Origin of the sequence: Roseovarius tibetensis (genome assembly GCF_050896375.1) — a bacterium.
GTDB lineage: Bacteria > Pseudomonadota > Alphaproteobacteria > Rhodobacterales > Rhodobacteraceae > Roseovarius > Roseovarius tibetensis.
Genome location: NZ_JBPBBB010000010.1, coordinates 19,064 through 43,399, shown reverse-complemented (window position 1 = coordinate 43,399; position 24,336 = coordinate 19,064). Strand labels below are relative to the sequence as shown.

At 63.8% G+C, this 24,336-nt stretch carries 25 protein-coding genes; 19 read left to right on the top strand and 6 right to left on the bottom strand.

Annotated elements, in window-relative coordinates:
- The first annotated feature begins 134 nt into the window (after window positions 1-134).
- The 11 genes from ACROSR_RS08895 (at window position 135) to ACROSR_RS08845 (ending at window position 8,638) form a co-directional block, all read left to right on the top strand.
- Entirely contained in the window at window positions 135-1,037 is a 903-nt protein-coding gene (locus ACROSR_RS08895; protein WP_432684160.1) for a LysR family transcriptional regulator, read from the top strand.
- Window positions 1,038-1,127: 90 nt separating this feature from the next.
- On the top strand, window positions 1,128-1,943 hold the full coding sequence (locus ACROSR_RS08890) for a putative hydro-lyase (RefSeq protein ID WP_432684158.1): 816 nt from the start codon (window positions 1,128-1,130) through the stop codon (window positions 1,941-1,943).
- A 28-nt stretch (window positions 1,944-1,971) separates the two neighbouring features.
- Window positions 1,972-3,012 (top strand): TRAP transporter substrate-binding protein, encoded by a 1,041-nt coding sequence (locus ACROSR_RS08885; RefSeq protein ID WP_432684156.1) that lies wholly within the window; start codon window positions 1,972-1,974, stop codon window positions 3,010-3,012.
- 3 nt (window positions 3,013-3,015) lie between these two features.
- Window positions 3,016-3,582 (top strand): TRAP transporter small permease subunit, encoded by a 567-nt coding sequence (locus ACROSR_RS08880; protein WP_432684154.1) that lies wholly within the window; start codon window positions 3,016-3,018, stop codon window positions 3,580-3,582.
- Complete coding sequence (locus ACROSR_RS08875; RefSeq protein ID WP_432684152.1) at window positions 3,579-4,862, top strand: TRAP transporter large permease; 1,284 nt, start codon at window positions 3,579-3,581, stop codon at window positions 4,860-4,862. The genes ACROSR_RS08880 and ACROSR_RS08875 overlap by 4 nt, the downstream gene beginning before the upstream one ends.
- Window positions 4,863-4,895: 33 nt before the next feature.
- Window positions 4,896-5,654: a 5-oxoprolinase subunit B family protein gene (locus ACROSR_RS08870; protein WP_432684150.1), complete on the top strand. Its 759-nt coding sequence runs from the start codon at window positions 4,896-4,898 to the stop codon at window positions 5,652-5,654.
- Window positions 5,651-6,670, top strand: a complete 1,020-nt coding sequence (locus ACROSR_RS08865; RefSeq protein ID WP_432684148.1) for a 5-oxoprolinase subunit C family protein — start codon at window positions 5,651-5,653, stop codon at window positions 6,668-6,670. The genes ACROSR_RS08870 and ACROSR_RS08865 overlap by 4 nt, the downstream gene beginning before the upstream one ends.
- Window positions 6,671-6,672: 2 nt before the next feature.
- On the top strand, window positions 6,673-7,446 hold the full coding sequence (locus ACROSR_RS08860) for a LamB/YcsF family protein (RefSeq protein ID WP_432684146.1): 774 nt from the start codon (window positions 6,673-6,675) through the stop codon (window positions 7,444-7,446).
- 113 nt (window positions 7,447-7,559) lie between these two features.
- Window positions 7,560-7,967: a universal stress protein gene (locus ACROSR_RS08855; protein WP_432684144.1), complete on the top strand. Its 408-nt coding sequence runs from the start codon at window positions 7,560-7,562 to the stop codon at window positions 7,965-7,967.
- Window positions 7,968-8,035: 68 nt separating this feature from the next.
- A complete protein-coding gene (locus tag ACROSR_RS08850) occupies window positions 8,036-8,266 on the top strand; it encodes a TFIIB-type zinc ribbon-containing protein (RefSeq protein ID WP_432684142.1) in 231 nt (76 codons plus the stop codon).
- A gap of 42 nt (window positions 8,267-8,308) precedes the next feature.
- Window positions 8,309-8,638, top strand: coding sequence for a VanZ family protein (locus ACROSR_RS08845; protein WP_432684140.1), 330 nt, complete (start codon window positions 8,309-8,311; stop codon window positions 8,636-8,638).
- A gap of 134 nt (window positions 8,639-8,772) precedes the next feature.
- On the opposite strand, the gene ACROSR_RS08840 is transcribed toward ACROSR_RS08845, so the two are convergent.
- On the bottom strand, window positions 8,773-10,680 hold the full coding sequence (locus tag ACROSR_RS08840; RefSeq protein ID WP_432684138.1) for an SLC13 family permease: 1,908 nt from the start codon (window positions 10,678-10,680) through the stop codon (window positions 8,773-8,775).
- A 389-nt stretch (window positions 10,681-11,069) separates the two neighbouring features.
- On the opposite strand from ACROSR_RS08840, the gene ACROSR_RS08835 reads away from it, so the two are divergent.
- Window positions 11,070-13,331: a molybdopterin-dependent oxidoreductase gene (locus ACROSR_RS08835; RefSeq protein ID WP_432684136.1), complete on the top strand. Its 2,262-nt coding sequence runs from the start codon at window positions 11,070-11,072 to the stop codon at window positions 13,329-13,331.
- Here ACROSR_RS08835 and ACROSR_RS08830 read toward each other — a convergent pair.
- The 3 genes from ACROSR_RS08830 to ACROSR_RS08820 form a co-directional block, all read right to left on the bottom strand.
- Window positions 13,268-13,648, bottom strand: coding sequence for a hypothetical protein (locus ACROSR_RS08830; RefSeq protein WP_432684135.1), 381 nt, complete (start codon window positions 13,646-13,648; stop codon window positions 13,268-13,270). The two genes, ACROSR_RS08835 and ACROSR_RS08830, sit on opposite strands and share 64 nt — an antisense overlap.
- A 636-nt stretch (window positions 13,649-14,284) precedes the next feature.
- Window positions 14,285-14,497 (bottom strand): DUF2905 domain-containing protein, encoded by a 213-nt coding sequence (locus tag ACROSR_RS08825; RefSeq protein ID WP_432684133.1) that lies wholly within the window; start codon window positions 14,495-14,497, stop codon window positions 14,285-14,287.
- 58 nt (window positions 14,498-14,555) lie between these two features.
- Entirely contained in the window at window positions 14,556-14,729 is a 174-nt protein-coding gene (locus tag ACROSR_RS08820) for a hypothetical protein (protein ID WP_432684131.1), read from the bottom strand.
- Between the two features lie 309 nt (window positions 14,730-15,038).
- Between ACROSR_RS08820 and ACROSR_RS08815 the strand changes: the two genes are divergently transcribed.
- Genes ACROSR_RS08815 through ACROSR_RS08805 form a run of 3 tightly spaced genes read left to right on the top strand, consistent with a single transcriptional unit; the run spans window position 15,039 to window position 16,137 of the window.
- Complete coding sequence (locus ACROSR_RS08815; protein WP_432684129.1) at window positions 15,039-15,416, top strand: hypothetical protein; 378 nt, start codon at window positions 15,039-15,041, stop codon at window positions 15,414-15,416.
- 2 nt (window positions 15,417-15,418) lie between these two features.
- Window positions 15,419-15,853, top strand: a complete 435-nt coding sequence (locus tag ACROSR_RS08810) for a hypothetical protein (protein WP_432684127.1) — start codon at window positions 15,419-15,421, stop codon at window positions 15,851-15,853.
- Entirely contained in the window at window positions 15,853-16,137 is a 285-nt protein-coding gene (locus ACROSR_RS08805; protein WP_432684125.1) for a hypothetical protein, read from the top strand. Before ACROSR_RS08810 ends, ACROSR_RS08805 begins: the two co-directional genes overlap by 1 nt.
- 50 nt (window positions 16,138-16,187) lie before the next feature.
- On the opposite strand, the gene uvrB is transcribed toward ACROSR_RS08805, so the two are convergent.
- Entirely contained in the window at window positions 16,188-18,380 is a 2,193-nt protein-coding gene (uvrB, locus tag ACROSR_RS08800; RefSeq protein ID WP_432684123.1) for an excinuclease ABC subunit UvrB, read from the bottom strand.
- 208 nt (window positions 18,381-18,588) lie between these two features.
- Window positions 18,589-18,867 carry an antifreeze protein gene (locus tag ACROSR_RS08795; protein ID WP_432684121.1) on the bottom strand — a complete coding sequence of 93 codons (279 nt, stop codon included), beginning with the start codon at window positions 18,865-18,867 and terminating at the stop codon, window positions 18,589-18,591.
- 578 nt (window positions 18,868-19,445) lie between these two features.
- Between ACROSR_RS08795 and acs the strand changes: the two genes are divergently transcribed.
- From acs to ACROSR_RS08775, 4 genes are all read left to right on the top strand, one after another.
- Complete coding sequence (acs, locus tag ACROSR_RS08790) at window positions 19,446-21,389, top strand: acetate--CoA ligase (protein WP_432684119.1); 1,944 nt, start codon at window positions 19,446-19,448, stop codon at window positions 21,387-21,389.
- Between the two features lie 15 nt (window positions 21,390-21,404).
- Complete coding sequence (locus ACROSR_RS08785; RefSeq protein WP_432684117.1) at window positions 21,405-22,085, top strand: adenylate kinase; 681 nt, start codon at window positions 21,405-21,407, stop codon at window positions 22,083-22,085.
- Between the two features lie 67 nt (window positions 22,086-22,152).
- Complete coding sequence (locus tag ACROSR_RS08780; RefSeq protein WP_432684115.1) at window positions 22,153-22,425, top strand: DUF4212 domain-containing protein; 273 nt, start codon at window positions 22,153-22,155, stop codon at window positions 22,423-22,425.
- 15 nt (window positions 22,426-22,440) lie between these two features.
- A complete protein-coding gene (locus ACROSR_RS08775; protein WP_432684113.1) occupies window positions 22,441-24,225 on the top strand; it encodes a sodium:solute symporter family protein in 1,785 nt (594 codons plus the stop codon).
- Window positions 24,226-24,336: the final 111 nt, after the last annotated feature.

Here is a 24,336-nt window from a genome sequence, read left to right as displayed (position 1 = left end):
GGCCTGCGACCCGATCATTCGCACCGGGCCGCGCCGCGCGGTCGCCAGATCAGTTGCGGGGTGACTGGCCCGCCCGTTCCGGTCTACCGTGCCGTGATGATCCGCCTGTCCCCGGTCGCCGGAAGGTCCGATGCATGACCCAACTGAACCTCGCCCATCTGCGCACGTTTCTGGCCGTCGTCCGCACCGGCGGTGTGCGCAAGGCGGCCGTCAGCCTCAACCTTACGCAGCCCGCCGTCACCGCGCGCATCCGCAATCTCGAAGACAGTCTGCAGGGCACGCTGTTCGACCGCGAGACGCGCGGGATGACCCTGACCAAGCGGGGCGAGCGGCTGATGCTTCATGCCGAGAAGTTCGAGCGCCTGCAGGAAATGATCGAGGCCGACGTCATCGACCCCGAGGGGCTTGAGCGGCATCTGCGCATCGGCGTCTCCGAAACCATCGCGCAAAGCTGGCTGCCCGACCTGATTGCCGGGCTGCACAGCACGTTTCCAAGGCTTGAGATCGAGTTCAACGTCGATATCTCGCTGGATCTGCGTGCGCGACTGCTCAATCGCGAGATCGATCTCGCGATCCTGCTTGGCCCGATATCGGAACCGTCCGTTGACAACGCGGATCTGCCGGGGTTCGATCTGGCGTGGTATGTCGCCGCCGACGCGCCCGTCGAGGCCGACCCAGCCAAATATTTCCGCCGCCCGGTCCTGAGTTACGCACGCAACACCCGACCGTATCGCGAGCTGCGCGAATTGCTGTTCCAGCATGTCGGCCCGGACGTGTCGATCTTTCCGTCATCCGCGCTGTCGGCCTGTTTCCGGCTGGTCGAGGCCGATCTGGGCATCGCGGCGCTGCCACGATCGCTGGGGGCGGATTTCATCGCGCAGGGCCGCATCCGCGAATTCGATCCCGGCTGGGTGCCGCCGCCACTGCGCTTTACCGCGTCATGGTTGGCAGAGCCGCGCAGCCACGTCGTCGAAGTCACGGCACGCACCGCGCAGGAGGTTGCAAGGGCGTATCGTGAACAGGAAGCCGATAAATGAAGTTGATATGATCTGAAAAAATTATTCGATTTGCTTTTATAGTCGGCCTCGGCCACCGTGAGTATGCACCAGGACGAAAGGTCGCCCGATATGACGGATTTCGATCGTTTGAGACGCGCCGACCTGTCGAGCCTTCGCGCCGATATCCGCGCCGGGCGCTATGCCGGGCATACCGCGGGGCTGGGTGTCGGCTACCTTCAGGCCAATATCGTGATCCTTCCGACGGCATCCGCGCTCGACTTCATGCGGTTCTGCCAGCGCAACCCCAAGCCCTGTCCGTTGGTGGGCGTGTCGGATACCGGCGATCCGATGATGCACACGCTTGGCCGCGATATCGACATCCGCAGCGAAGTGCCCGCCTACAACATCTACCGGCATGGCCAACTTGACGGCACCGCCGACGATATCCGCGATTTCTGGACCACGGACATGGTGGCCTTCGCCCTGGGTTGCTCGTTTACTTTCGAGCATGCGCTGATGCGGGCCGGTATCCCGCTGTGGCATGTCGAGAACGACACCACCGTGCCGATGTTCCGCACCAATATCGACTGCGTGCCCGCCGGGCCGTTCCGATCCCGGATGGTGGTCAGCATGCGCAGCGTCGCGCCTGCGCGCCTGGACGAGGTGACGCGCATCGCGCGCCGCTATCCGCTGGCGCATGGTGCGCCCGTGCATCACGGCAACCCCGTGGATATCGGCATCACGGATATCGGCCGCCCTGACTGGGGCGATCCGGCGCCGTTGCCGGATGACGAGGTGCCGGTGTTCTGGGCCTGTGGCGTGACCCCGCAGGTCGCGCTCGAGGCTGCGGCGCCACCGCTTTGCATCACGCACAGGCCGGGGCATATGCTGATCACCGACATTCCCGAAGATGCCGAAACGCCGGTCCTCGCGCCGGCACAATGATAAAACCGACCCCAACAAGGAGATGACTATGAAAACGCTTACCGGGTTTCTTGCTGCAACCACTGCGCTGGCGGCCCCCGCCATCGCGCAGGATCTTTCCGTCGTCGGCAGCTGGTCCAGCCTGCCGCTGCACCAGCAATACGAGGCACCCTTCTGGACCGAGACGCTGCCCGAGGCCTCGGGTGGCGAGATCAACGTGTCGTTGACCACGCATGACCAGATGAACCTCGGGGTGGGCGATGTCTATCGCCTGCTGGGGCAGGGCGTCTATGACGTGGGCATGACCGTGGCCGATTACGCCGTGGCCGATGCGCCCGAACTGGAAGGTCTCGACGTGCCGCTCGTCGCGCTGACCGCCGAAGAGGCGCGCGAGATGGTCGATGCCGCGCGCCCGATGGTCCACGACATCTTCCGTGATAGGTTCAACAGCCACGTTCTGGCCATCGCGCCCTATCCGCCGCAGGTGGTGTTCTGCAATGCGCCCGTCACCGAACTGGCCGACCTCGAGGGGCTCAAGGTGCGCGCCTCGGGGCGGATGACGGCGAATTTCCTCGAGGCGCTGGGCGCCGAGGGGATCAATGTCAGCTTTGGCGAGGTGCCCGGGGCGCTGCAAAGCGGCGTGGTTGATTGCGCCGTAACCGGTGCCGGATCGGGCTATTCAGCGGGCTGGTGGGAGGTCACGACACACCTTCTGCCGATCCCGCTGGGGGGTTGGGACAGCGTGGTGACGGCGATGAACCTCGATCGCTGGAACAGCCTCGACGCCGACACGCAAGAGCTGATCGAGACCGAGATCGTGACCGGGTTCGAGGACCCGGCCTGGAACACCGCGCAGGACGCCCTTGTCAACGACATCGCGTGCCTGACCGGCAATGGCGACTGCCCGTCGGGCGAGGCGCGCGACATGACGCTGGTCGAGGTGTCTGACGCCGATTTCGAGCATGCCCGCGAGGTTCTGGTCAGCGACGTGCTGCCCGCCTGGGCCGAGCGTGCCGGCGATGACTGGGCCAAGCGGTGGAACGACACCGTGGGCGAGGCCGTGGGCGTCAGCATCGAAGGCGTGAACTGAGCCATGCCGCCCGAGACCTCGACCGCCACTGCCCTGCTGCACGCGCTGCGCCGCGTCAATCGCGGCGTCGCGATCGCCGTCGGCCTGTTGCTGCTGGGATGTGCCGCGTTCGTGCTGTGCGACGTGGTGCTGCGGCAGGTCGGGGCCTCGTTCGGCGGCACCGACGAGATCAGCGGCTATGTCATGGCCATCGCCACGTCCTGGGGCATGGCCTATGCGCTGATGGAACTGGGCCATGTGCGCATCGACCTTGTCCGATCACGGGGCAGGGCGATGACGCGGTCGCTGTTCGACCTGTTCGCCCTGGCCACGCTTGCCGGCACCGTGACGCTGATCGCGTGGTACGCGTGGCCGGTGGTCGAACGCTCGCTTGCCAATGCCTCGCGCGCCAACACGCAGCTTGGAACGCCGCTGGCATTGGTGCAGGTGCCGTGGTTCGCGGGTTGGGTCTGGTTTGCCGCCGTTGCGTGGCTTACGCTGCTGTCGACGGCAATGCTGGTGCTGCGCGGCGATCACGCGGCGGTGGACCGGGCCATCGGGTCTCCGGCCGAAGCGGAGGGCGGTGAATGATCTCGTTCGTCACAATCGGCCTTCTGTTTCTGCTGGCGTTGTCGATCCCGGTTGGGATCGTGCTGTTCCTGCTCGGTTTCGGCCTCGACATGTTCTACAGTGCCTTCCCGCTGATCCGTGGGCTTGGCAACCTCGTGTGGTCCACCTCGAACAACCCGACGCTGATCGCGATCCCGTTCTTCGTGCTTCTGGGCGAGATCCTTGTGCGGTCGGGGATCGCCACGCGGACCTACGCCGCGCTCGACAAGTGGGTCAGCTGGTTGCCGGGAGGGCTGGTGCATGCCAATGTCGCGACCGCCACGATGTTCTCGGCCACCTCGGGCAGTTCGGTGGCGACCGCGGCGACCGTGGCGACCGTCGCCATGCCGCAGGCCGAAAAGCTGGGCTACGACCCCAAGCTGTTTTCGGGCGCGATCGCGGCGGGCGGAACGCTCGGCATCATGATCCCGCCCTCGATCAACCTGATCGTCTACGGCTTTCTCACGCAAAGTTCGATCCCGAAGCTTTTTCTTGCCGGGCTGGTGCCGGGGATCGGGCTTGCGCTGGCGTTCATGGCGATCACGGTCATCATCTGCCTGATCCGCCCCGATCTCGGCGGTGAACGCCGCCTTTATCCGTTCGTGAAGATGGTGCGTGCCCTGGCACAGCTTGTGCCCATCATCCTTTTGTTCACCGTCATCATCGGGGCGATCTACAAGGGCTGGGCCACCCCGACCGAGGCGGCATCGGTCGGCGTGTTCGGGGCATTCGTCATCGCCGCGCTGTTCGGGACGGTCAATCTCGACGTTCTGCGGCAAAGCTTGCTGGGGACGGTCAAGATCACGGCGATGATCATGCTGGTGGTGATGGGCGCGTCGTTCCTGAACTTTACCCTCGCTTCGGCGGGACTGGGGCAGGAATTGCAGGCGCTTCTGGGCGGGATGGGCCTGTCGCCGCTGGGCACGATCCTTGTGGTCGTCGGGATCTATATCGTGCTGGGGTTCTTCATCGAGACGCTGTCGCTGATGGTCGTGACGATCCCGATCATCGTGCCGCTTGTGGTGGCACAAGGATTCGACCCGATCTGGTTCGGCATCCTGATGATCGTGCTGATCGAGATGGCCCTCATCACGCCACCCGTGGGTCTGAACCTGTATGTCGTGCAGGGCGCGCGGCAAGGCGGCCGGATGAGCGAGGTGATGCTGGGCGCGGCCCCTTACGCGGTCACCATGCTGGTCATGGCGGGGCTGTTGATCGCGTTTCCGCAGATCGCGCTTTTCCTGCCCAATGCGGTTCAATAGGCCGGTATCCGGCACCGACGGGACATCTGATTTGTGACCGATGACAGCCAGACAGTACAGGACGCCGCGTTTCCCCGTATCGGCCGGGTGGGGCTGGACGGCATGCTCGTGTCCTTCGGTGATCGCCTGAGCGAGCCTGCCAACCGCGCCGCGCTGGCCTTTCGCGCGGCGGTGGAGGCCGCCACGCCCGCGGGGGTCGAGGAAAGCGCGACCTCGCTCGTCTCGGCCTTCCTGCGGTTCGATGCGCTGCATGTGGATTTCGACACCCTGCGCGCCGAGATCCGCGATCTGCTCGACAGCCGCGACTGGTATGCGGCCGGCCTGCCGGGTGGGCGCAGGTTGTGGCGTGTTCCCACCGTCTATGGCACCGATCTGGCCCCGCAACTGGCCGAGGCGGCCGAGGCGGCGGGCACGACCGCCGAGGCCGCCGCCGCGCAGATCGCCGGCACGCGCGTGCGCGTGCAGACCATCGGCTTTGCCCCCGGCCAGCCCTATCTGGGGGTGCTACCGCAGGCGTGGGATATCCCCCGCCAGACCGATCTGACCGACCGCGTGCCGATCGGCGCGCTCACCGTCGCGATCCGTCAGCTCGTGTTGTTTTCCGTCTCGACCCCCACCGGCTGGCGACATGTGGGGCAGACCGGGTTCCGCCCGTTCCGCCCCGAAGCGGACACGCCATTCGTGCTGCGCCCCGGCGACGACGTGCTGTTCGAGGCGGTGGATCGCGAGACCTACGAGCGACTGCGCGGTGATGGCCCCGATGGCGGTGCCGTCTCCGAGGTGATCCGATGAGCCGTCTGCTGATCGTGCATGCCGCCGGGCCGGGGATGAGCATTCAGGATGCGGGCCGGCCTGGCTATCTCGGGTTCGGCCTGTCGCGGGGCGGCGCGGCCGACATGCAGGCCCTGGCCGAGGGCGCGGCGCTGCTGCAGCAGGATGCGGGGCTTGCCGCGCTGGAATTGGCAGGCATGGGCGGCAGGTTCGAGGTGACGCAGGATACGCGCATCGCCCTTGCGGGTGCGCCGATGCGGGCCAGCATCGACGGTGCGCCCCTTGCCTGGAATGCGTCGCATCTGCTGCCCGCGGGCAGCCATCTGGACATCGGCGGGGCCACGCGCGGCGTTTACGGGTATCTGCATCTGGGCGGTGGACTCGATGTGACCCGACACCTTGGCGCACGGTCCGCGCATCTGGCCGCCGGGATCGGCGGGCTGGTCGAGGCGGGTGCGGCGCTGCCCGTCGGCACGGACATGACCGGTGGAGAGACCGGCCTGACGCTGCCCGAAGACCCCCGCTTCGACGGGGGTGAGGTGCGCGTGCTGACCGGCTTTCAGACCGGGTTTTTTCCCGACGATGAAATCGCGCGGTTCGAGGCCACGCAGTTCAGCCGCGACGCGCGCGGCAACCGGATGGGCGTGCGGATGGTTCCCGAGGGCGCGGGTTTTGCCAGCGCGGCGGGGCTGTCGGTCCTGTCCGAGGTGATCGTGCCCGGCGACATCCAGATCACCGGCGATGGCACACCCTTTGTCCTGCTGGCCGAATGCCAGACCACGGGCGGCTATCCCCGCATCGGGTCCGTGCTGCCCTGCGACCTGCCGCGCGTTGCGCAGGCCGCACCCGGCGCACGCCTGCGGTTTCGGTTTGTGACACCCGAGGAGGGCATGAGGATCGCGCGGGCCGCCGCCGCCACACGCACGGGGCTGCGATCGACCCTTCGCCCCCTGGTGCGCGACCCGCATGACATCCGCGATCTTCTGTCCTATCAACTGATCGACGGTGTCACCGCCGGTCACGATCAGGAGGATTGAACATGCAGACCAGTGTCGATCTCAACGCCGACATGAGCGAAAGCTTCGGGGCGTGGACCATGGGCGACGACGCGGCCCTGCTGGAGGTCGTCAGTTCCGCCAATGTCGCCTGCGGGTTCCATGCCGGCGACCCGGACGTGATGGCCCGGACCATGGCAAAGGCCGTGGCGTGCGATGTCGGGATCGGTGCCCATCCCGGTTTCGCCGACCTGCAGGGCTTTGGCCGGCGTCGCACCCATCTGGGGCATGAAACACTGGGCAACCTCGTTCGCTATCAGATCGGCGCGGCGCAGGCCATGGCGCGCGCCGCCGGCGGGACGGTGCGACATCTCAAGCTGCACGGCGCGCTTGCCAACATGGCGTCCGAGGATGCGGACCTCGCGCGGGCCGCCTACGAGGCCGCCCTGTCGATCGATCCCGAGATCATCCTCATGGTGCTTGCCGGCACCGCGCAAGAGGCGGCGGCACGTGATCTGGGCGCGCGCATGGCCTGCGAAATCTTTGCCGACCGCGCGTACAACGATGATTGCACGCTGGTGGACCGGCGCGAACCGGGCGCGGTGATCCATGACGCAAGGCACGCCGCCGACCGCGTTCTGGCGATGATACGTGCCGGGGCGATCATTTCCGCAAGCGGCGCCCATATTCCCACCCGTATCGACACGATCTGCCTGCACGGCGACACCCCCGAGGCCGTCGCCATCGCGCGGGCCCTGCGCGCAGAGCTGACATCCGGGGGGCTGCGTGTCGCCCGCTTCGACGGTGCGCGCCCATAGCGGCACGGACGGCTGTCTTTGGCAGGCAAGCATCCCGCCGGGCATGATCCGGATCAATGCACGGGCACGCGACTCGGGTCACACTCGATGGCGCAACAAGGAAAGGATATCCCATGTACAACCATGTTCTGGTTCCCGTGTCTTTCGACAACGATCGCGACAGCGCGGGCGCGCTGGCCGTGGCGCAGCGGCTTGTCTCGGATGACGGTCGCATCAGCCTGCTGCACGTGATCGAAGACGTGCCGAACTACGCCATCTCCTACATGCCGGAGGGGTTTCGCGAGCAGGCCCGCAAAGCCGTCGAGACCGAGCTGGCCGAGATCGCGGCAGCCTTGCCCAATGCCTCATCCCACGTCATAGAAGGACATTCCGGTCGCACGATCCTCGACTGGACCGAGAAGCACACGCCCGATTGCATCGTGATCGCCAGCCACCGACCGGGCATGCAGGACATGCTTCTGGGGTCCACGGCCGCGAAAGTGGTGCGTCATGCGAATTGTGCGGTCCACGTCATTCGCTGACCGGCAAGTCTTGCAAGGATCAATCCGCGCGCCCATCTCTTGTGGAAATCACGCACAGGAGGAATGTGATGCAGTGCCCTATCGATGGAGCGAAACTCGTTATCGCCGAACGCAGCGGTGTCGAGATCGACTATTGCCCCGAATGCCGGGGCGTCTGGCTCGACCGTGGGGAACTTGACAAGATCATTGACCGGTCCGCCCGTGAGGTGGCCCCACAGCGCCCGGACGACCGGTCCGAGGCGTATGGCAAGCCACGCAAGAAGCGCGAAAGCTTCCTTGGAGAGCTTTTCGATTTCTGATCGCCGCTTGATCTTCGGCGGGGCGGCGGCGTATCAGGTGGGATGGCCCATGCTGCGACCCTCGCCCTCGCCCTGATCATTGCGTCGCTGACCCTTGCGCCGCTGCCCCCCGGTCCGCCGGGTATCCCCGGACTTGACAAGATCGCGCATCTATCGGCTTTCGCGGTTCTTGTCGCGCCGCTGGCGTGGAAATATCCGCGCCACTGGATGATCGTTGCGGTGGCGGCGACGTGCTATGGCGGGATTATCGAGGTTGTGCAGCCCTATGTCGGTCGTGGCATGGAATTCGCGGATCTGCTGGCCGATGCGGCGGGCGCTGTTGCGGGATCGTGCATCGCGTCGCGGATCGGCGCGCGTCGCCGGATATCCTGAAAATCACAGTACTTGCGACATTCCGGCCATGCGGTGACACGCGGACGCGGATGTGCCGACACGCAGGCGTGACGGTCACTACGACACCGGGCTGAACCCGCCCTGGGCGGATGCCGCCGCCCCGCAATCGGTCGTCACAGCGGCCAGACAAGCAGCAGGATCGGGACGCTTACGGCCACGACAATGATCTCGAGCGGCAGGCCGAGTTTCCAGTAATCGCCGAAGCGAAAGCCACCGGGGCCAAGGATCAGGGTGTTGTTCTGGTGCCCGATGGGGGTCAGAAAGGCGCACGAGGCGCCGATCGCCACCGCCATCAGGAAGCTGTCGGGATTGACGTCCAGGCTTGCCGCGATGCCGATGGCTATGGGACACAGCACTGCCGCCGTCGCCGCGTTGTTCATGACGCTCGACAGGATGATCGTGGTGATCATGATCATCGTGAGCGCGGCAACGGCATTTCCCTGGGCGATGGTCATGACGAGGACGTTCGCCAGCAGTCCTGCCGCCTCGGTGGTCTGCATCGCCTCGGCGACCGGCATCAGCGCCGCCAGCAGCACGATCACCGGCCAGTCGATGCTTGAATAGATCTGACGCATCGGCACGGTGCGCGCCGCCATCGTGGCCACCACCCCGAGCGTAAAGGCCGCCGACGCCGGCAACAGCCCCGACGTCACAAGCGCGATGGACCCGAGCAGGATCGCCACAGCAAAGAGCGCCAGCCGCGCATCGGGCATGCGCAGCGCCCGCTCGTCCAACGGCACGCAGCCGGTTTCGTTGACGAACTCGAAGATCGCGTCCGACGGGCCGTGCATCAACAGCAGGTCACCCGATTTCAGCTTGAGATTGCGCAGCCGTGCATGCGGTGGCCGCGCCTCGCGTGAAACCGCCAGCAGGTTCAGCCCGAAGCGGGCCCGCAGGTTGATGTCGCTGGCCGACAGTCCGGCGATGGTCGATCCGGGCAGCACCGCCAGTTCGCGCAGCACGACGTCATCGTCCTTGCGCGGGCGGGTCTCGGCCTCGTCTTCGGTGCCATCGGCGCGTCCGCCGCGCAACTTTTCAAGGCTGGCGGGAAGCGATCGCCTGCGACCCGTCGCGGACCGATCTGTGTCTCGTGTCTGCGCCTTCTCGTCTGTCGGCGCGTCTTCGTCGGGCGCACGCTCTTCTTCGAGCTTGATACCAAGGACCGCCAACGCTTCGGCGAGGGCCGCGACCTCGGCCTCCAGCAACAGGACGTCATTTTCCCGGATCCGCCGTCCGCCATGCGGGGCCGTCATCCGGACATCGTTGCGCAACAGGCCGACGACCTGCGCATGGCTCTGCTCGAGTTCGGTTTCGAAGGCGCGCAAGGTCATGCCCACGGCCTTGCTGTCACGCGGCACGCGCACCTCGGTCAGGTAGGCGCCCGGATCGAAACTTTCGCCGCCCGATCCCTCGCGCTGCGGCACCAGCCGCCACCCGAGCAGCACGATGAACACGACACCGGCCAACGCGACCGCCGCACCGACCGGGGCAAAGTCGAACATCGCGAAAGGGCCGTATCCCGCATCGTCGCGAAAGCTGGACACGATCAGGTTCGGCGGCGTGCCGATCAGGGTCGTCATGCCGCCCAGGATCGTCCCGAAGGCCAGCGGCATCAGAACCTGTCCCGGCGTCAGGTCCAGCCGGTGCGACATCTTGATGGCCACGGGCATCAACAGCGCCATCGCGCCGACATTGTTCATGAAGCCGGACAGCGCCGCACCAAGCCCCAGCAGGACCGCCATGCTGGTCGCGCGCCCTGCCTTGCGCGGTATCACGCGGCGGGCCAGCCAGTCCACGGCGCCGGTATCCTTCAAGCCGCGGCTCAGGATCAGGACGCAGGCCACGGTGATCACCGCCGGGTGGCCAAAGCCGGCAAACGCCGCGTCCGGCGATACCAGCCCCGTAACCACGCATGCCATAAGCGCTGAAAGCGCCACGAAATCGTGTCGAAACCGGCCCCATAGCAGAACCAGCAGCATCGCCGCGATGATCGTGAAAATGAGGATCTGCGAGGGTGTCATGGGGCCAATGCCAGCTATCACGACTGCACCAGATCATCATGCACGTCCGGTTTCAACAGGACACGACCCGTATCAATCGGTGGCGGGTGATGACAGGCTGCCGAACATGTCGGCCACGGCAGGACCCTTGGCCCCGCCTGCACCGTTTTCAGGTCACGCCGTGCCCCGGCACGGCGCGGCCGTCGGTCGATGGAACACCCGGATCGCATCCGGGATTGGCGGCCGCACCCGGCCTTCTATGGTCAGCCCCGCGTCCATACCGGGGTGCCGGGCCGTTGCCTTGCAGGCAAAAGGACACTTCAAATCGCGCACGCCAGGTGCAATATGTCAAACGCGCCACGAGATCGTGGCCTGACGATGGATATCCCGTGCCTGCGGAAGGTGATGACGTGGCCGACGGTTTTCACAGATCGACGAAGGTAACCTCGAGCCACTGGGGCGCGTTCGAGGTGGACGTCGAGGACCACCGGATCGTTGCCACGCGGCCGTTCGGTGCCGATCCCGACCCGTCGCGCATACCCGACATCCTGCCGGCTGCCGTTCACCACGACACGCGGGTGGCGCGTCCGTCGATCCGGCGCGGCTGGCTGGAAACGCGCCGGCGTGACGGTCGCGGCACGGATGATTTCGTGGATGTTCCATGGGATGAAGCTTTCGACATCACCGCGGAAGAGATCGACCGCGTCCGTCGCACCCTTGGCAACGAGGCGATCTTCGGTGGCTCCTACGGTTGGGGGTCGGCCGGGCGCTTCCATCACGCCCAAAGCCAGGTTCATCGCTTTCTCAATTCCATCGGGGGCTACGTCGCCTCGTTCGGCAGCTATTCGACAGGATGCGCGCAATCGATCATGCCCCACGTGTTCGGGGTGAATTTCCTGAAGCTGCTATACGAGCATCAGGACGGGTGGCAGACGATCCACGACCACACCGAGACGCTGGTCATGTTCGGCGGGATCAATCCCAAGAACGCCCAGGTCAGCATGGGCGGGATCACCGAGCATGAAACCGCCGGCTGGTTCGACCGCTTTGCTGTCAAGGGAATGTACCGCGTCAACATCGGACCACAGCGGACCGATGCGCCGGACGGATGCGAGTGGCTGCCCGTTCGGCCGGCTTCGGATACGGCGCTCATGCTGGCGCTGGCGCATGTGCTGGAAAGCGAGGGCTTGACGGACCACGACTTCATCGATCGGTGCACCAGCGGTTTCGCGCGGTTCCGTCCCTACCTGATGGGCGAAACCGACGGCACGCCCAAGGACCCCGAATGGGCCGCACCGCTTTGCGGTGTCGCGCCCCAGACGGTCCGCGACCTGGCGCGTCGCATGGCCTCGACACGCACGCTCATCACCGTGGCATGGTCGCTTCAGCGGGGCGAGCACGGCGAACAGCCCTACTGGATGTCCGCCGTGCTCGCCGCGATGCTGGGACAGATCGGGCGTCCGGGCGGAGGGGTCGGGTATGGCTACGGCGCGATCGGGGGTGTGGGCAAGTCCATGCGCGGTCTGCGGGGCATGACCCTGTCGCAGCTCGAGAACCCGGTGCGCGCGACCATCCCCGTGGCCCGGATTGCCGACATGCTTCACAATCCCGGTCTGCCCTACGACTTCAATGGACGGCGCGAGACGTATCCGGATATCCGCCTGATCTACTGGGCCGGCGGCAACCCCTACCATCACCATCAGGATCTCAACGCCCTGCACGAGGCCTGGCAGCGTCCCGAGACGATCATCGTGAACGAGCCGTGGTGGACCGCGACCGCCAGGCGCGCCGACATCGTCTTTCCCGCCACCACGCCGTACGAGCGCGAGGATATCGGACGGACCAATCTTGACGATTACCTCTTTCACATGCCGCGGCTGATCCCGCCGGTGAACGAGGCGCGCGACGATTACGAGATCTTCTCGGGCCTCGCCCATCGTCTCGATGCAGGCCAGACATTTACCGAAGGTCGCAGCGCCAGTGACTGGATCGCGCGGCTCTATGCGGATTACCGCGATCTCGCCGCCGGGTCCGGCATCGAGGTGCCCGACCTCGACACGCTGAGACAGGTGAACTGGGTTCGATTGCCGATCCGGGCAGAGGGACCGAACCGGACGTTCTTTGCCCCGTTTCGGGACAACCCGGACGCATGCCCGCTGGCCACGCCCTCGGGCCGGATCGAGATCTTTTCTGAGACGATAGACGGGTTTGGCTATGATGACTGCCCGGGCCATCCGGTCTGGCTTCCGCCTTCGGAATGGCTGGGGGCCGCCACATCCGCAGCCCCCCTGCATCTGGTTTCGCCGCAGCCCGGCGACAAGCTTCACAGCCAGCTTGAAAGCGCGCTTGCAGATATCGATGACGCGCGCCCTGAAACGCTGGTCATCCATCCCGAAGACGCGACACCGCGAGGCATCATAACCGGCGATGTGCTGCGCGTGTTCAATTCACGTGGTGCCTGCCGCGCCCGCGCGCTTGTCACCAAGGACATATCTCCGGGCGTGGTGGCGCTGCCGACCGGGGCTTGGTTCGGAGATCCGGGAAACAATATCGACCCCGATGGAAATCCGAACGTTCTCACCAAGGATGTGGGAACATCGCGTCTCGGTCAGGGGTGCAGCGCGCATACGGCGCTGGTTGACGTGGCTGGCCTTGGCGCTTGCCCCGAATGAGGCCGGCGCCCTGTGGCCAGGGCTAGGACGAGTTTGCGGATGAGTTCCTTCGTTCGTGAGCGCGGGACTCGCGGTCCGGCCATTCGCCGGGCTGCGGGCTGGTAACCGGGCGGGGGTTGAAGCGTCTGCCGGTAGATCCGGGTGAGGGCCAGCCGCTTCCAGATGACGAGGATCGCGAGAATGACGAACCGCGTCAGCAACGTCGCCGTGGCCATGCCGCCGATCATCGGGGCGGCGATGCGTCGCATCACCTCCGATCCGGTCACATCGCCACACATGATGAGGCCGAGGCCCGCGAAGATCGTGGCGACCGTCATCAGCTTGGGCCGCAGCCGCAGAAGCGCGCCGTCGAAGACCGCAACGTACCATCCGCGACGCACACTATGACCTGTTCCGCCCGCCCGGTGCGGATCACCACCTCGGACGGCACGGTCAGCGCCGCGCGTCGACATTGTCGAATCGCAGCCGCAGCTTGAGTGTGCGCGTCTCGGGGTCAAGCTCGGGAACATCTAGTCGATCTCGCCTGCAAACACGTCTTCTGGCAGATGCTCGATGCGCGCGGTGGCGCTGCGCATGCCGATGGCGTTGACCCCGGCGACCGAGAGCGTGACCGGACCAGAGGGACGCCGCCGAAGATCACCACTGCCAAGACGAGCAGCCAGAGGATGCCGGGAAACCACACCAACCCGTACAAGCCGCCCTGCATGTGCCGCTGTGCGGCGACCGGAGCCCTCAACACGTCAGCGGCGGTAGCGAGGAAGGGCATTGCATTCCGATGACGCCGGTATCGTGCATTGGCGAGGACCGGGCGGGGATATGAAGTTAGATGGTCTCCACGTCCGGCGCCTCGTCGTGTTCGCACCGCGCTGCGATCCCGGCCGGGGGCCGCGGCCGGATGCCGTGCGTGCGGGGTCGTCCGCGCGAAACGGGGTGGGACTTGGGCTTCGGTCTTCTCAACGCCCGAGGAAGCTGCGGATCAGCGCCACGATGACAGACAGGACGACCGAGACAAGAATGGCACTGGTCACTGGAACGTAGAGCGTGAAGCTTTCACGCTCTATCACGATATCGCCGGGCAGCCGCCCCAGCCCGAGCCGTGACAGCGGCCCCCAGAGCAGACCGATGACGACCAGCACGATGCCGGCGAGGATCAGATAGCGCGCCATGCCGGCAAGATAGGGAAGCCGGCGACGGCTGTGAAGGGGCACGGTCGGCCATTCGCGCTCAGACCGTCGGGGTGTGCCCGAAATCTTTGAAAGATTTCGGTCCGATTTCTTTCGAAGAAATCGGGCGCGCGGAGCCAGCGGTGAGCCAGCGGACCGGGGCGCGATTGCAGAAGATCACGATCTGCCCGGAGTTCTCGGCCACCTGATAGCCACGGCGCTGGATCTCGCGCATGAACAACGCCATGCCCGCGAAGCGTGACATAGTGAGGTGCGGTTGGGCCGCAGGCCCAATCAATCGCTCCGGGGGAGCGATTGAAGCGCCGAACGCCTTGCGCCGGATCACGCCGCCCTGCTGCACGGCCTTGGACGTGAAGAGATCATGCAGCCAGACCTCGGGTGTGAGGGGAGAGTTGCGGTTTTTGCCTGCGAGCAGAGTGATGCGTGCCTGGTCACGGTGTGGTGAGGGATGTTCAAGTTCTTGTGTATTGGCAAAAACTCGCCTAGGCTATTAATAATATGGAAATAAGTGCTTGAGTAGACTATGATATTTTTCGCTGTGGGGAAACGATTCGACGCTCTTAAAGAGATACAGGGCTTAGATCATAAAGTAGCCACTCCTTGTCAGGCGGAATCCTATCTTGAGGCGCTGAACATGATGGAGACTTTGAGTGAAAAAGGATTCAATCATGTAAAGGATTGTTACGGCTGGGTAGAACTCGGCATTGATGACCTGTGGATCTACATCTGGCGGTGTATAGTGGTGCACTACCTCATCCCGGGAAATGGAAGGGGAGAGACTTTTTCTGCATCCATCATAAAGTCACAATTTTGCCCTGAAGGGTTGAAAGTGTCCCAAATAACGAATGCGATCGCTTTAGAGCGTTTAAGGAGCGCCAGTCAGTATAGAGAGTGGGAATAAAAATGGTTGAAGCTGAAACGATACGAGAGTTTCGTAATCGAGTTTCCAACAAGCTTGCTAGGAAGAAATACGCGCTGAAGGTTGAGGCGCGGAATCATGCTATGCTATTCATTAACTCTGTTCTTGATGCGAACAACGCATCAGTTGAGGAGTACTCTGGCTATGCGGTAGTAGACCGAAGTGAACTTGTGGGGCTTCTTCAACGCGATCCAAGATTCTTTCCAAGTAGGTCCGTTTTGTCTTCTGTGATTGAAGCAAGCGAAGCCGAGTTATCTAGTAATATTTTACATCAGTATCGGTTGTCGCTCGAGTTTTTGGATATGGTTAGTCGCTTGGAAGCATTAGAAACTTCAAGTACTACTAATAGAAGAAAGGTTAAATTTGAGGAGTTTCCTCTTATAGCCCAATATAGCAAGTATAAATATCTATTTCAATAATGGGTATCTCCTCAATTGATATGATTGGGTTTTTGTCTGGCGTTGCCGGAGTTGTTGGTTCTTTGCTATTAGTAATCCCAACATTAAGGTCCTACAACTCTCGTCGGGCAGACTTGATGGCTGCCCTGCTCACACCGCGAGTGAAGAGTGCAACTAATAACTCCAGAGATGTAGTTCGAAGAAATCTTCAACAGCTTGTGGTAAGGGAAAGAATTTTTAATATCTTGGGAATTTTCTTCATTTTTCTCAGCTTTGTTTTTGTCATTATTGGTTCGATGAAATGAAAATTCACATTCATTGATCAAATCAGTCGTTTTTAGGTGATTTGTCGATGTCATCTTCGACGCTTCACATTCCCGCCCCGCTGTCCCGGCCTGCCGGCGGTGGAGCGGCCCTTGCCCTTGGTGGCCTCGGCGGAGGCTTTTTCCACCGCTTGCTGGCGGGCCAAGGGATCATCCGCCACCGCGAGGTCCACCGCTTCCAGCCGCTTGACCTCGTCGCGCAGGCGGGCGGCTTCCTCGAATTCGAGGTTTTCGGCGGCTTTGCGCATGTCGGTGCGCAGCCCGTCGAGATGGGCTTGCAGGTTGCCGCCCGCAGGCGTGTCGACCTTTGCGGTCACGCGGTTCATGTCCACGTCGCCCTTGTAGAGCCCCTGCAGCACGTCATCGACGTTCTTGCGGATGGTCTCGGGGGTGATGCCGTGTTCCTCGTTATAGGCGATCTGCTTGGCGCGGCGGCGGTCGGTCTCACCCATGGCGCGCTCCATCGAGCCGGTGATGCGGTCGGCATACATGATGACGCGGCCTTCGGAATTGCGGGCCGCCCGTCCGATGGTCTGGATCAGTGACGTCTCCGAGCGCAGGAAGCCTTCCTTGTCGGCATCAAGGATCGCCACCAGCCCGCATTCGGGAATATCCAGCCCCTCGCGCAGCAGGTTGATCCCCACCAGCACGTCGAAGGCGCCGAGGCGCAGATCGCGCAGGATCTCGATCCGCTCGATCGTGTCGATCTCGGAATGCATGTAGCGCACGCGGATACCCTGTTCGTGCAGGTATTCGGTCAGGTCCTCGGCCATGCGTTTCGTCAGTGTCGTACACAGCGTGCGGTAGCCCGCCTGGCTGACGCGGCGCACCTCGTCGAGCAGGTCGTCGACCTGGGTGTCGACGGGCCGGATCTCGATATAGGGGTCGATCAGGCCGGTGGGGCGGATCACCTGTTCGGTGAAGACGCCGCCCGATTGCTCCATCTCCCACGCCGCCGGGGTGGCCGAGACGAAGACCGATTGCGGGCGCATGGCGTTCCATTCCTCGAACTTGAGCGGTCGGTTGTCCATGCAGGACGGCAGGCGGAAGCCATGTTCGGCCAGCGTCATCTTGCGCCGGAAGTCGCCCTTGTACATGCCGCCGATCTGCGGAACCGAGACGTGGGATTCGTCGGCAAAGACGATGGCGTTGTCGGGGATGAATTCGAACAGGGTGGGCGGCGGCTCGCCCGGGGCGCGGCCCGTCAGGTAGCGCGAATAGTTCTCGATCCCGTTGCAGACGCCGGTCGCCTCGAGCATTTCCAGATCGAACTGCGTGCGCTGTTCCAGCCGCTGCGCCTCGAGCAGCTTTCCCTCGCCCACCAACTGATCGAGCCGGGTGCGCAGCTCTTTCTTGATGTTGATGATGGCCTGCTGGATCGTCGGTTTCGGCGTGACGTAATGCGAATTGGCGTAGACGCGGATCTTGTCGAAGGTGCCGGTCTTCTCGCCGGTCAGCGGGTCGAATTCGGTGATCGCCTCAAGCTCGTCGCCGAAGAAGGACAGCCGCCACGCGCGATCCTCGAGGTGGGCGGGGAAGATTTCAAGGGAATCGCCCCGGACCCGGAAGCTGCCGCGCTGGAAGGCCTGATCGTTGCGCTTGTATTGCTGGGCCACCAGATCGGCCATGATCTTGCGCTGGTCGTAGTCATTGCCGACATGCAGATCCTGGGTCATTGCGCCGTAGGTCTCGACCGAGCCGATGCCGTAGATGCACGAGACCGAGGCGACGATGATCACGTCGTCGCGTTCCAGCAGGGCGCGGGTGGCCGAGTGGCGCATGCGGTCGATCTGTTCGTTGATCTGGGATTCCTTCTCGATGAAGGTGTCCGAGCGCGGCACGTAGGCCTCGGGCTGGTAGTAGTCGTAATAGCTGACGAAATACTCGACCGCGTTGTCGGGAAAGAAGCCCTTGAACTCGCCGTAAAGCTGCGCGGCCAGCGTCTTGTTGGGGGCGAGGATGATGGCCGGGCGCTGCGTCTCCTCGATGACCTTGCCCATGGTGAAGGTCTTGCCGGTGCCGGTGGCGCCCAGGAGAACCTGGTCGCGCTCGCCACCCAGCACGCCGCTGCTGAGTTCTGCAATCGCGGTGGGCTGGTCGCCCGCCGGTTCGAACTCGGTCGCCATGACGAAGCGCTTGCCACCTTCGAGTTTTTCGCGCGTCGCGACATCGGGGGCGGGGTGGGCCAGAACCGCTTCGGTCTTGTCGGAATGGGCGTAGGGCATGGGCGTCTCCTTGACGCGTAATGTGTCACCCGGACGGGGAGATGCAAGGGCCGGGTGTCTCGCGGCCAGGCCGGTGTGCGGCCCGACAGGGCCTAGGGAACGGCGCAAGACCGGTCGCCGTCACAGGACGGGCGCATCATGCCCGGAAGAGAAGGGACCATGATGACGGAGACGCATCAGGGGCAGTGTTTCTGCGGCGCGGTCGGGATCAGGCCCACCGCGCGGCCAGCCGCCGACGGTTGTCGCGGGCGGTGCCGGTCAGGGGCGTGATCGCCGCGATCATGATCTCGTCGAGGCGCTGCCCGGCCATCGCCGCCGTGCCGGCATCGGTGGCGGCGCCCATCAGTGCGGGGCCTTTTTCGCTGAACATGCGCTGCGTCTCGTCCATGCGGACGGGCCAAAGCCCCACCATACCGGCCAGCCGCATCGCGACGACCATCTGTGTCTCTGCCAACAGCTGAAAGCTGGGCACGAGGATATTGTTCATGTGAAGGTGGGACATCGGATACATTTTCAATCGCTCCTTGATACAGATTTCTCTGGATAACACAGCATATGCTGCGATGCAGCATTTTTGTGCCCTGCCCATAATCTTGTCGGTGTCGCCGCTGTGTGCCGGGTCGCGGGGCAGCGCGTCTCTCCGTTTGGGGGCGCCCCGTGCCGGTCCAACCCTGGAAATCGGGACAGCGTGGCGGTTCACGCCCGATTCGCCGTGCGCGTCGAATCGATGTGCAGGACGATTGTTCGCGCCAACCTGTCGCCCGCGCCGCGCCCGACCTTGTCATCCTGCACGCAATTTTCGTGCTGGACGGGCGGCATTTTTTTGCTTTATGAACTCTGAGGCTGGAGGGGCGCGCGACCGGTAAACCGCGCAATCGTCTTGGGAAACTGGCGGTGTAAAGAAATTTACCAAGCGCGCGGGCACGGACAAGACAATGTTTACATGATTTTAATCGGTTGCTTGACCCGTGTTAATTTGGTGACAGTGCTGAAGTATAGTATGCGACAGAATGCAATGATCATCCGGTTCGGTCCGGATGGCCAAGGGATGGAGGGCTTCAAACTATGAACGACGCTACACGAGGAAACGCAGCCGACACGACTGGGTTCCATATCGACGCCGAGACATACGCGCGGATGTACGAGGAATCGATCACCGATCCCGAGGGCTTCTGGGGGGAACATGGCAAACGGCTCGACTGGATCAAGCCGTACACGAAGGTGAAGAATACCTCGTTCGACTTCGACAATGTCTCGATCAAGTGGTTCGAGGACGGCACGCTCAACGTCGCGGCAAATTGCATCGACCGGCATCTGGAGACGCGCGGCGATCAAACCGCCATCATCTGGGAGCTGGATGACCCCAAGGACGAGGCGCTGCACATCTCCTACAAGGAATTGCACGCGCAGACCTGCAAGATGGCCAATGTCCTGAAATCCATGGGCGTGGGGCGCGGCGACCGCGTGGTGATCTACCTGCCGATGATCCCCGAAGCGGCATATGCGATGCTGGCCTGCGCGCGGATCGGGGCGATCCATTCGATCGTGTTCGCCGGGTTCTCGCCCGACGCGCTGGGCGCGCGGATCAACGGCTGCGACGCGAAGGTGGTGATCACCGCCGATGCCGCCCCGCGCGGCGGACGCGCGACCAAGCTGAAGGACAACGTCAACCAGGCGCTGCTGCATGACACGCGGGACGTCAAGTCCCTCGTGGTCAAGCGCACCGGGCAGCAGGTGGCATGGCGCCGCGATCTCGATTTCTGGTGGCACGAGGAGGCCGAGAAGGTCGAGGCCGATTGCCCCGCGGAAGAAATGAACGCCGAGGATCCGCTGTTCATCCTCTACACCTCGGGGTCCACCGGGCAGCCCAAGGGCGTGGTGCACACATCGGGCGGATATCTGGCCTTTGCGTCGATGACGCATGAATACGTCTTCGACTACCATCCGGGCGATGTCTATTGGTGCACCGCCGATGTCGGCTGGGTCACCGGCCACAGCTATATCGTCTATGGTCCACTGGCCAACGGTGCGACCACGCTGATGTTCGAGGGCGTGCCGACATGGCCCGATGCGGGCCGGTTCTGGCAGGTCTGCGAAAAGCACAAGGTGACGCAGTTCTACACCGCGCCCACGGCGATCCGCGCGCTGATGAGCAAGGGCACAGAGCCCGTTGAGGGCAGCGATCTGAGCAGCCTGCGCATCCTTGGCTCAGTCGGCGAACCGATCAATCCCGAGGCATGGAACTGGTACAACGAGAATGTCGGCAAGGGGCGCTGCCCGATCGTCGACACCTTTTGGCAGACCGAGACGGGTGGCATCCTGATCACGCCGCTGCCGGGCATCAAGCGCGAGCAGAAGCCGGGATCGGCCACCAAGCCGTTCTTCGGCGTGCAGCCCGTCGTGCTGGAGGCGGAATCCGGCAAGGAAATCACCGAGACCGAAGCCGCTGGCGTGCTGGCCATGAAGGACAGCTGGCCGGGGCAGATGCGCACCGTCTGGGGCGATCACGACCGGTTCAGGGCGACCTATTTCCAGCAATACAAGGGCTATTACTTTACCGGCGATGGCTGCAAGCGCGATGCGGACGGCGATTACTGGATCACCGGCCGGGTCGACGACGTGATCAACGTCTCGGGCCACCGCATGGGCACAGCCGAGGTCGAGAGCGCGCTGGTCGCGCATCAGCATGTCAGCGAAGCGGCGGTCGTGGGCTATCCGCATGACGTCAAGGGGCAGGGCATCTACTGCTACGTGACCTTGATGGACGGGGTCGAGGCGACGGACGAGCTTCGGACCGAACTGCAGAACTGGGTGCGCACCGAGATCGGGCCGATCGCCAAGCCGGACATCATCCAGTGGGCGCCGGGCCTGCCCAAGACCCGTTCCGGCAAGATCATGCGCCGCATCCTGCGCAAGATTGCCGAGAACGAGTATGACAGCCTTGGTGACACCTCGACGCTGGCAGACCCGTCGGTGGTCGATGACCTCATCGCCAATCGTGCTGGCTGAGCGGAGGGGACAATCATGGACGGAACCGACGTGACCCCTGCGAATCTCATCCTTCTCGGGCCTCCGGGCGCGGGAAAGGGCACGCAGGCGCGGATGCTGGAAGAGGAATTCGGCCTCGTGCAGCTGTCGACCGGGGATCTTCTGCGCGCTGCCGTGGCGGCGGGCACCCCGGCCGGCAAGCAGGCCAAGGCAGTCATGGAGGCGGGCGATCTGGTCAGCGACGAGATCGTCATCGCCATCCTGCGTGACCGTCTGTCCGAGGGCGATTGTGCCAACGGCGTGATCCTTGACGGCTTTCCGCGCACCACGGTGCAGGCCGAGGCGCTGGATGCGCTGATGTTTGACATGGATCAGAGGATTCGCGCCGCGATCAGCCTAGACGTGGATGATGCCGCGATGGTCGAGCGGATCTCGGGCCGCTACACCTGCGGGAAATGTGGCGAAGGGTATCATGACAAGTTCAAGACGCCGCAGGTGGACGGCGTCTGCGACAAGTGCGGCGGCACCGAGATGAAGCGCCGCGCCGATGACAATGCGGAGACCGTGGAAAGCCGTCTGACGGCGTATCACGCACAGACCGCGCCGCTGATCGACTACTATGACGGCAAGGGCGTGCTTGCCCGTGTCGACGCCATGGGCGGGATCGACAGCGTGGCCCGCGAACTGAACACGGTGGTCAAGCAGGCCACTGCGTAAGGAAACGTCCGTTTCGGGATGGTCCCGGACGGGCAGGAGGACGCCTTTGACAGAGGGAGGACATATTTTGTCTGACAAAGCGAAAGACAAGGCCGCCGCCGATGCCTATTGGAAAACCAACGTGCGCATCATTCTTATCAGCCTGGTGATCTGGGCCCTCGTCTCGTTCGGCTTCGGCATATTGCTGCGTCCGATGCTGTCGGGAATATCCGTGGGCGGAACCGATCTGGGCTTCTGGTTCGCACAGCAGGGGTCGATCCTCGTCTTTCTGGCGCTGATCTTCTTCTACGCCTGGCGGATGAACAGGCTCGATGCCGAACACGGCGTCGGTGAAGAGTAAAAGGGGCAGGAACACATGGATCAGTTTACACTCAACCTGATATTCGTGGGCGCATCCTTCGCCCTCTATATCGGGATCGCGGTCTGGGCACGTGCCGGATCGACCTCGGAATTCTATGCCGCCGGGCGCGGGATTCATCCCGTCACCAACGGCATGGCCACGGCGGCCGACTGGATGTCGGCGGCCTCGTTCATCTCGATGGCGGGTCTCATCGCCTTCACCGGCTACGACAACTCGTCGTTCCTGATGGGCTGGACCGGCGGGTACGTTCTGCTGGCGCTTCTGCTGGCCCCCTACCTGCGCAAGTTCGGCAAATACACGGTCAGCGAGTTCATCGGCGACCGGTTCTACAGCCCGACCGCGCGTCTGGTCGCCGTGATCTGCCTTATCGTGGCGTCGCTGACCTACGTGATCGGCCAGATGACCGGCGTCGGCGTGGCCTTTGGCCGCTTTCTGGAGGTCAGCAACACGCTCGGCCTGCTGATCGGCGCCTGTGTGGTCTTTGCCTATGCGGTCTTTGGCGGCATGAAGGGCGTGACCTACACGCAGGTGGCACAATATATCGTGCTGATCTCGGCCTACACGATTCCGGCCGTGTTCATCTCGCTGCAACTGACCGGCAATCCGATCCCGGCGCTCGGCCTCTTCGGCGAGCATCAGGCCTCGGGCATGCCGCTGCTGGAAAAGCTCGACCAGATCGTGACCGAGCTTGGCTTCAGGGAATATACCGCGCATCACGGTGACACGCTCAACATGGTGCTTTTCACCCTGTCGCTGATGATCGGCACCGCCGGTCTGCCGCACGTCATCATGCGCTTCTTCACCGTGCCGCGCGTGGCCGATGCGCGCTGGTCGGCCGGTTGGGCGCTGGTCTTCATCGCCCTGCTTTACCTGACGGCCCCGGCCGTGGGTGCCATGGCGCGTCTGAACATCACCGACCTGATGTGGCCCGAGGGCACCGACGGGCAGGCCGTCTCGACCCAGCAGATCGCGGAAGACCCCGCCTATGACTGGATGGCGACCTGGCAGCAGACCGGCCTTCTGGGCTGGGAGGACAAGAACGACGACGGACGCATCCAGTACTACAACGATGCCGATGCGGACATGCAGGCCCGTGCCGCGGAAGAAGGCTGGGAGGGCAACGAGTTCACCAACTTCAACCGCGACATCCTTGTGCTCGCCAACCCCGAGATCGCCAACCTGCCGGGCTGGGTGATCGGTCTGGTGGCCGCGGGTGGTATCGCTGCCGCGCTGTCCACCGCGGCGGGTCTGTTGCTCGCCATTTCCTCGGCGGTCAGCCACGACCTGGTGAAGGGGCGCTTCAACCCCAACATCTCGGAGAAGGGCGAACTTCTGTCGGCGCGGATCGCGATGGCGGCGGCGATCGTCGTGGCCTCGTATCTGGGCCTCAACCCGCCGGGTTTTGCGGCGCAGACGGTGGCCCTGGCCTTCGGGATCGCGGCGGCGTCGCTCTTCCCGGTGCTGATGATGGGCATCTTTACCAAGGTGAACAACAAGGGCGCCGTGGCGGGCATGCTGTCCGGTCTGATCGTGACGCTGGTCTACATCTTCCTGCACAAGGGCTGGTTCTTCATCCCCGACACCAACAGCTTCACGGATGCCGATCCGCTGCTTGGCACGATCAAGTCCACGTCCTTCGGGGCTGTCGGGGCGATGATCAACTTCATCGTGGCGTTCACCGTCTCGAAGATGACGGCGCCGATCCCGCAAGAGATCGACGATCTGGTCGAAAGCGTGCGGGTGCCCAAGGGCGCGGCCGCAGCAGCAGCCGACCACTGAACATGACGGGCGGGGGCGGCATGTGCCGCCCCCGTGCCTTTCGCCCGCCGGTATTTGCGGCACGCACCGGGCGCTTTTAGATCATTTTCCCTCAGACCCGAACGGAGCCGG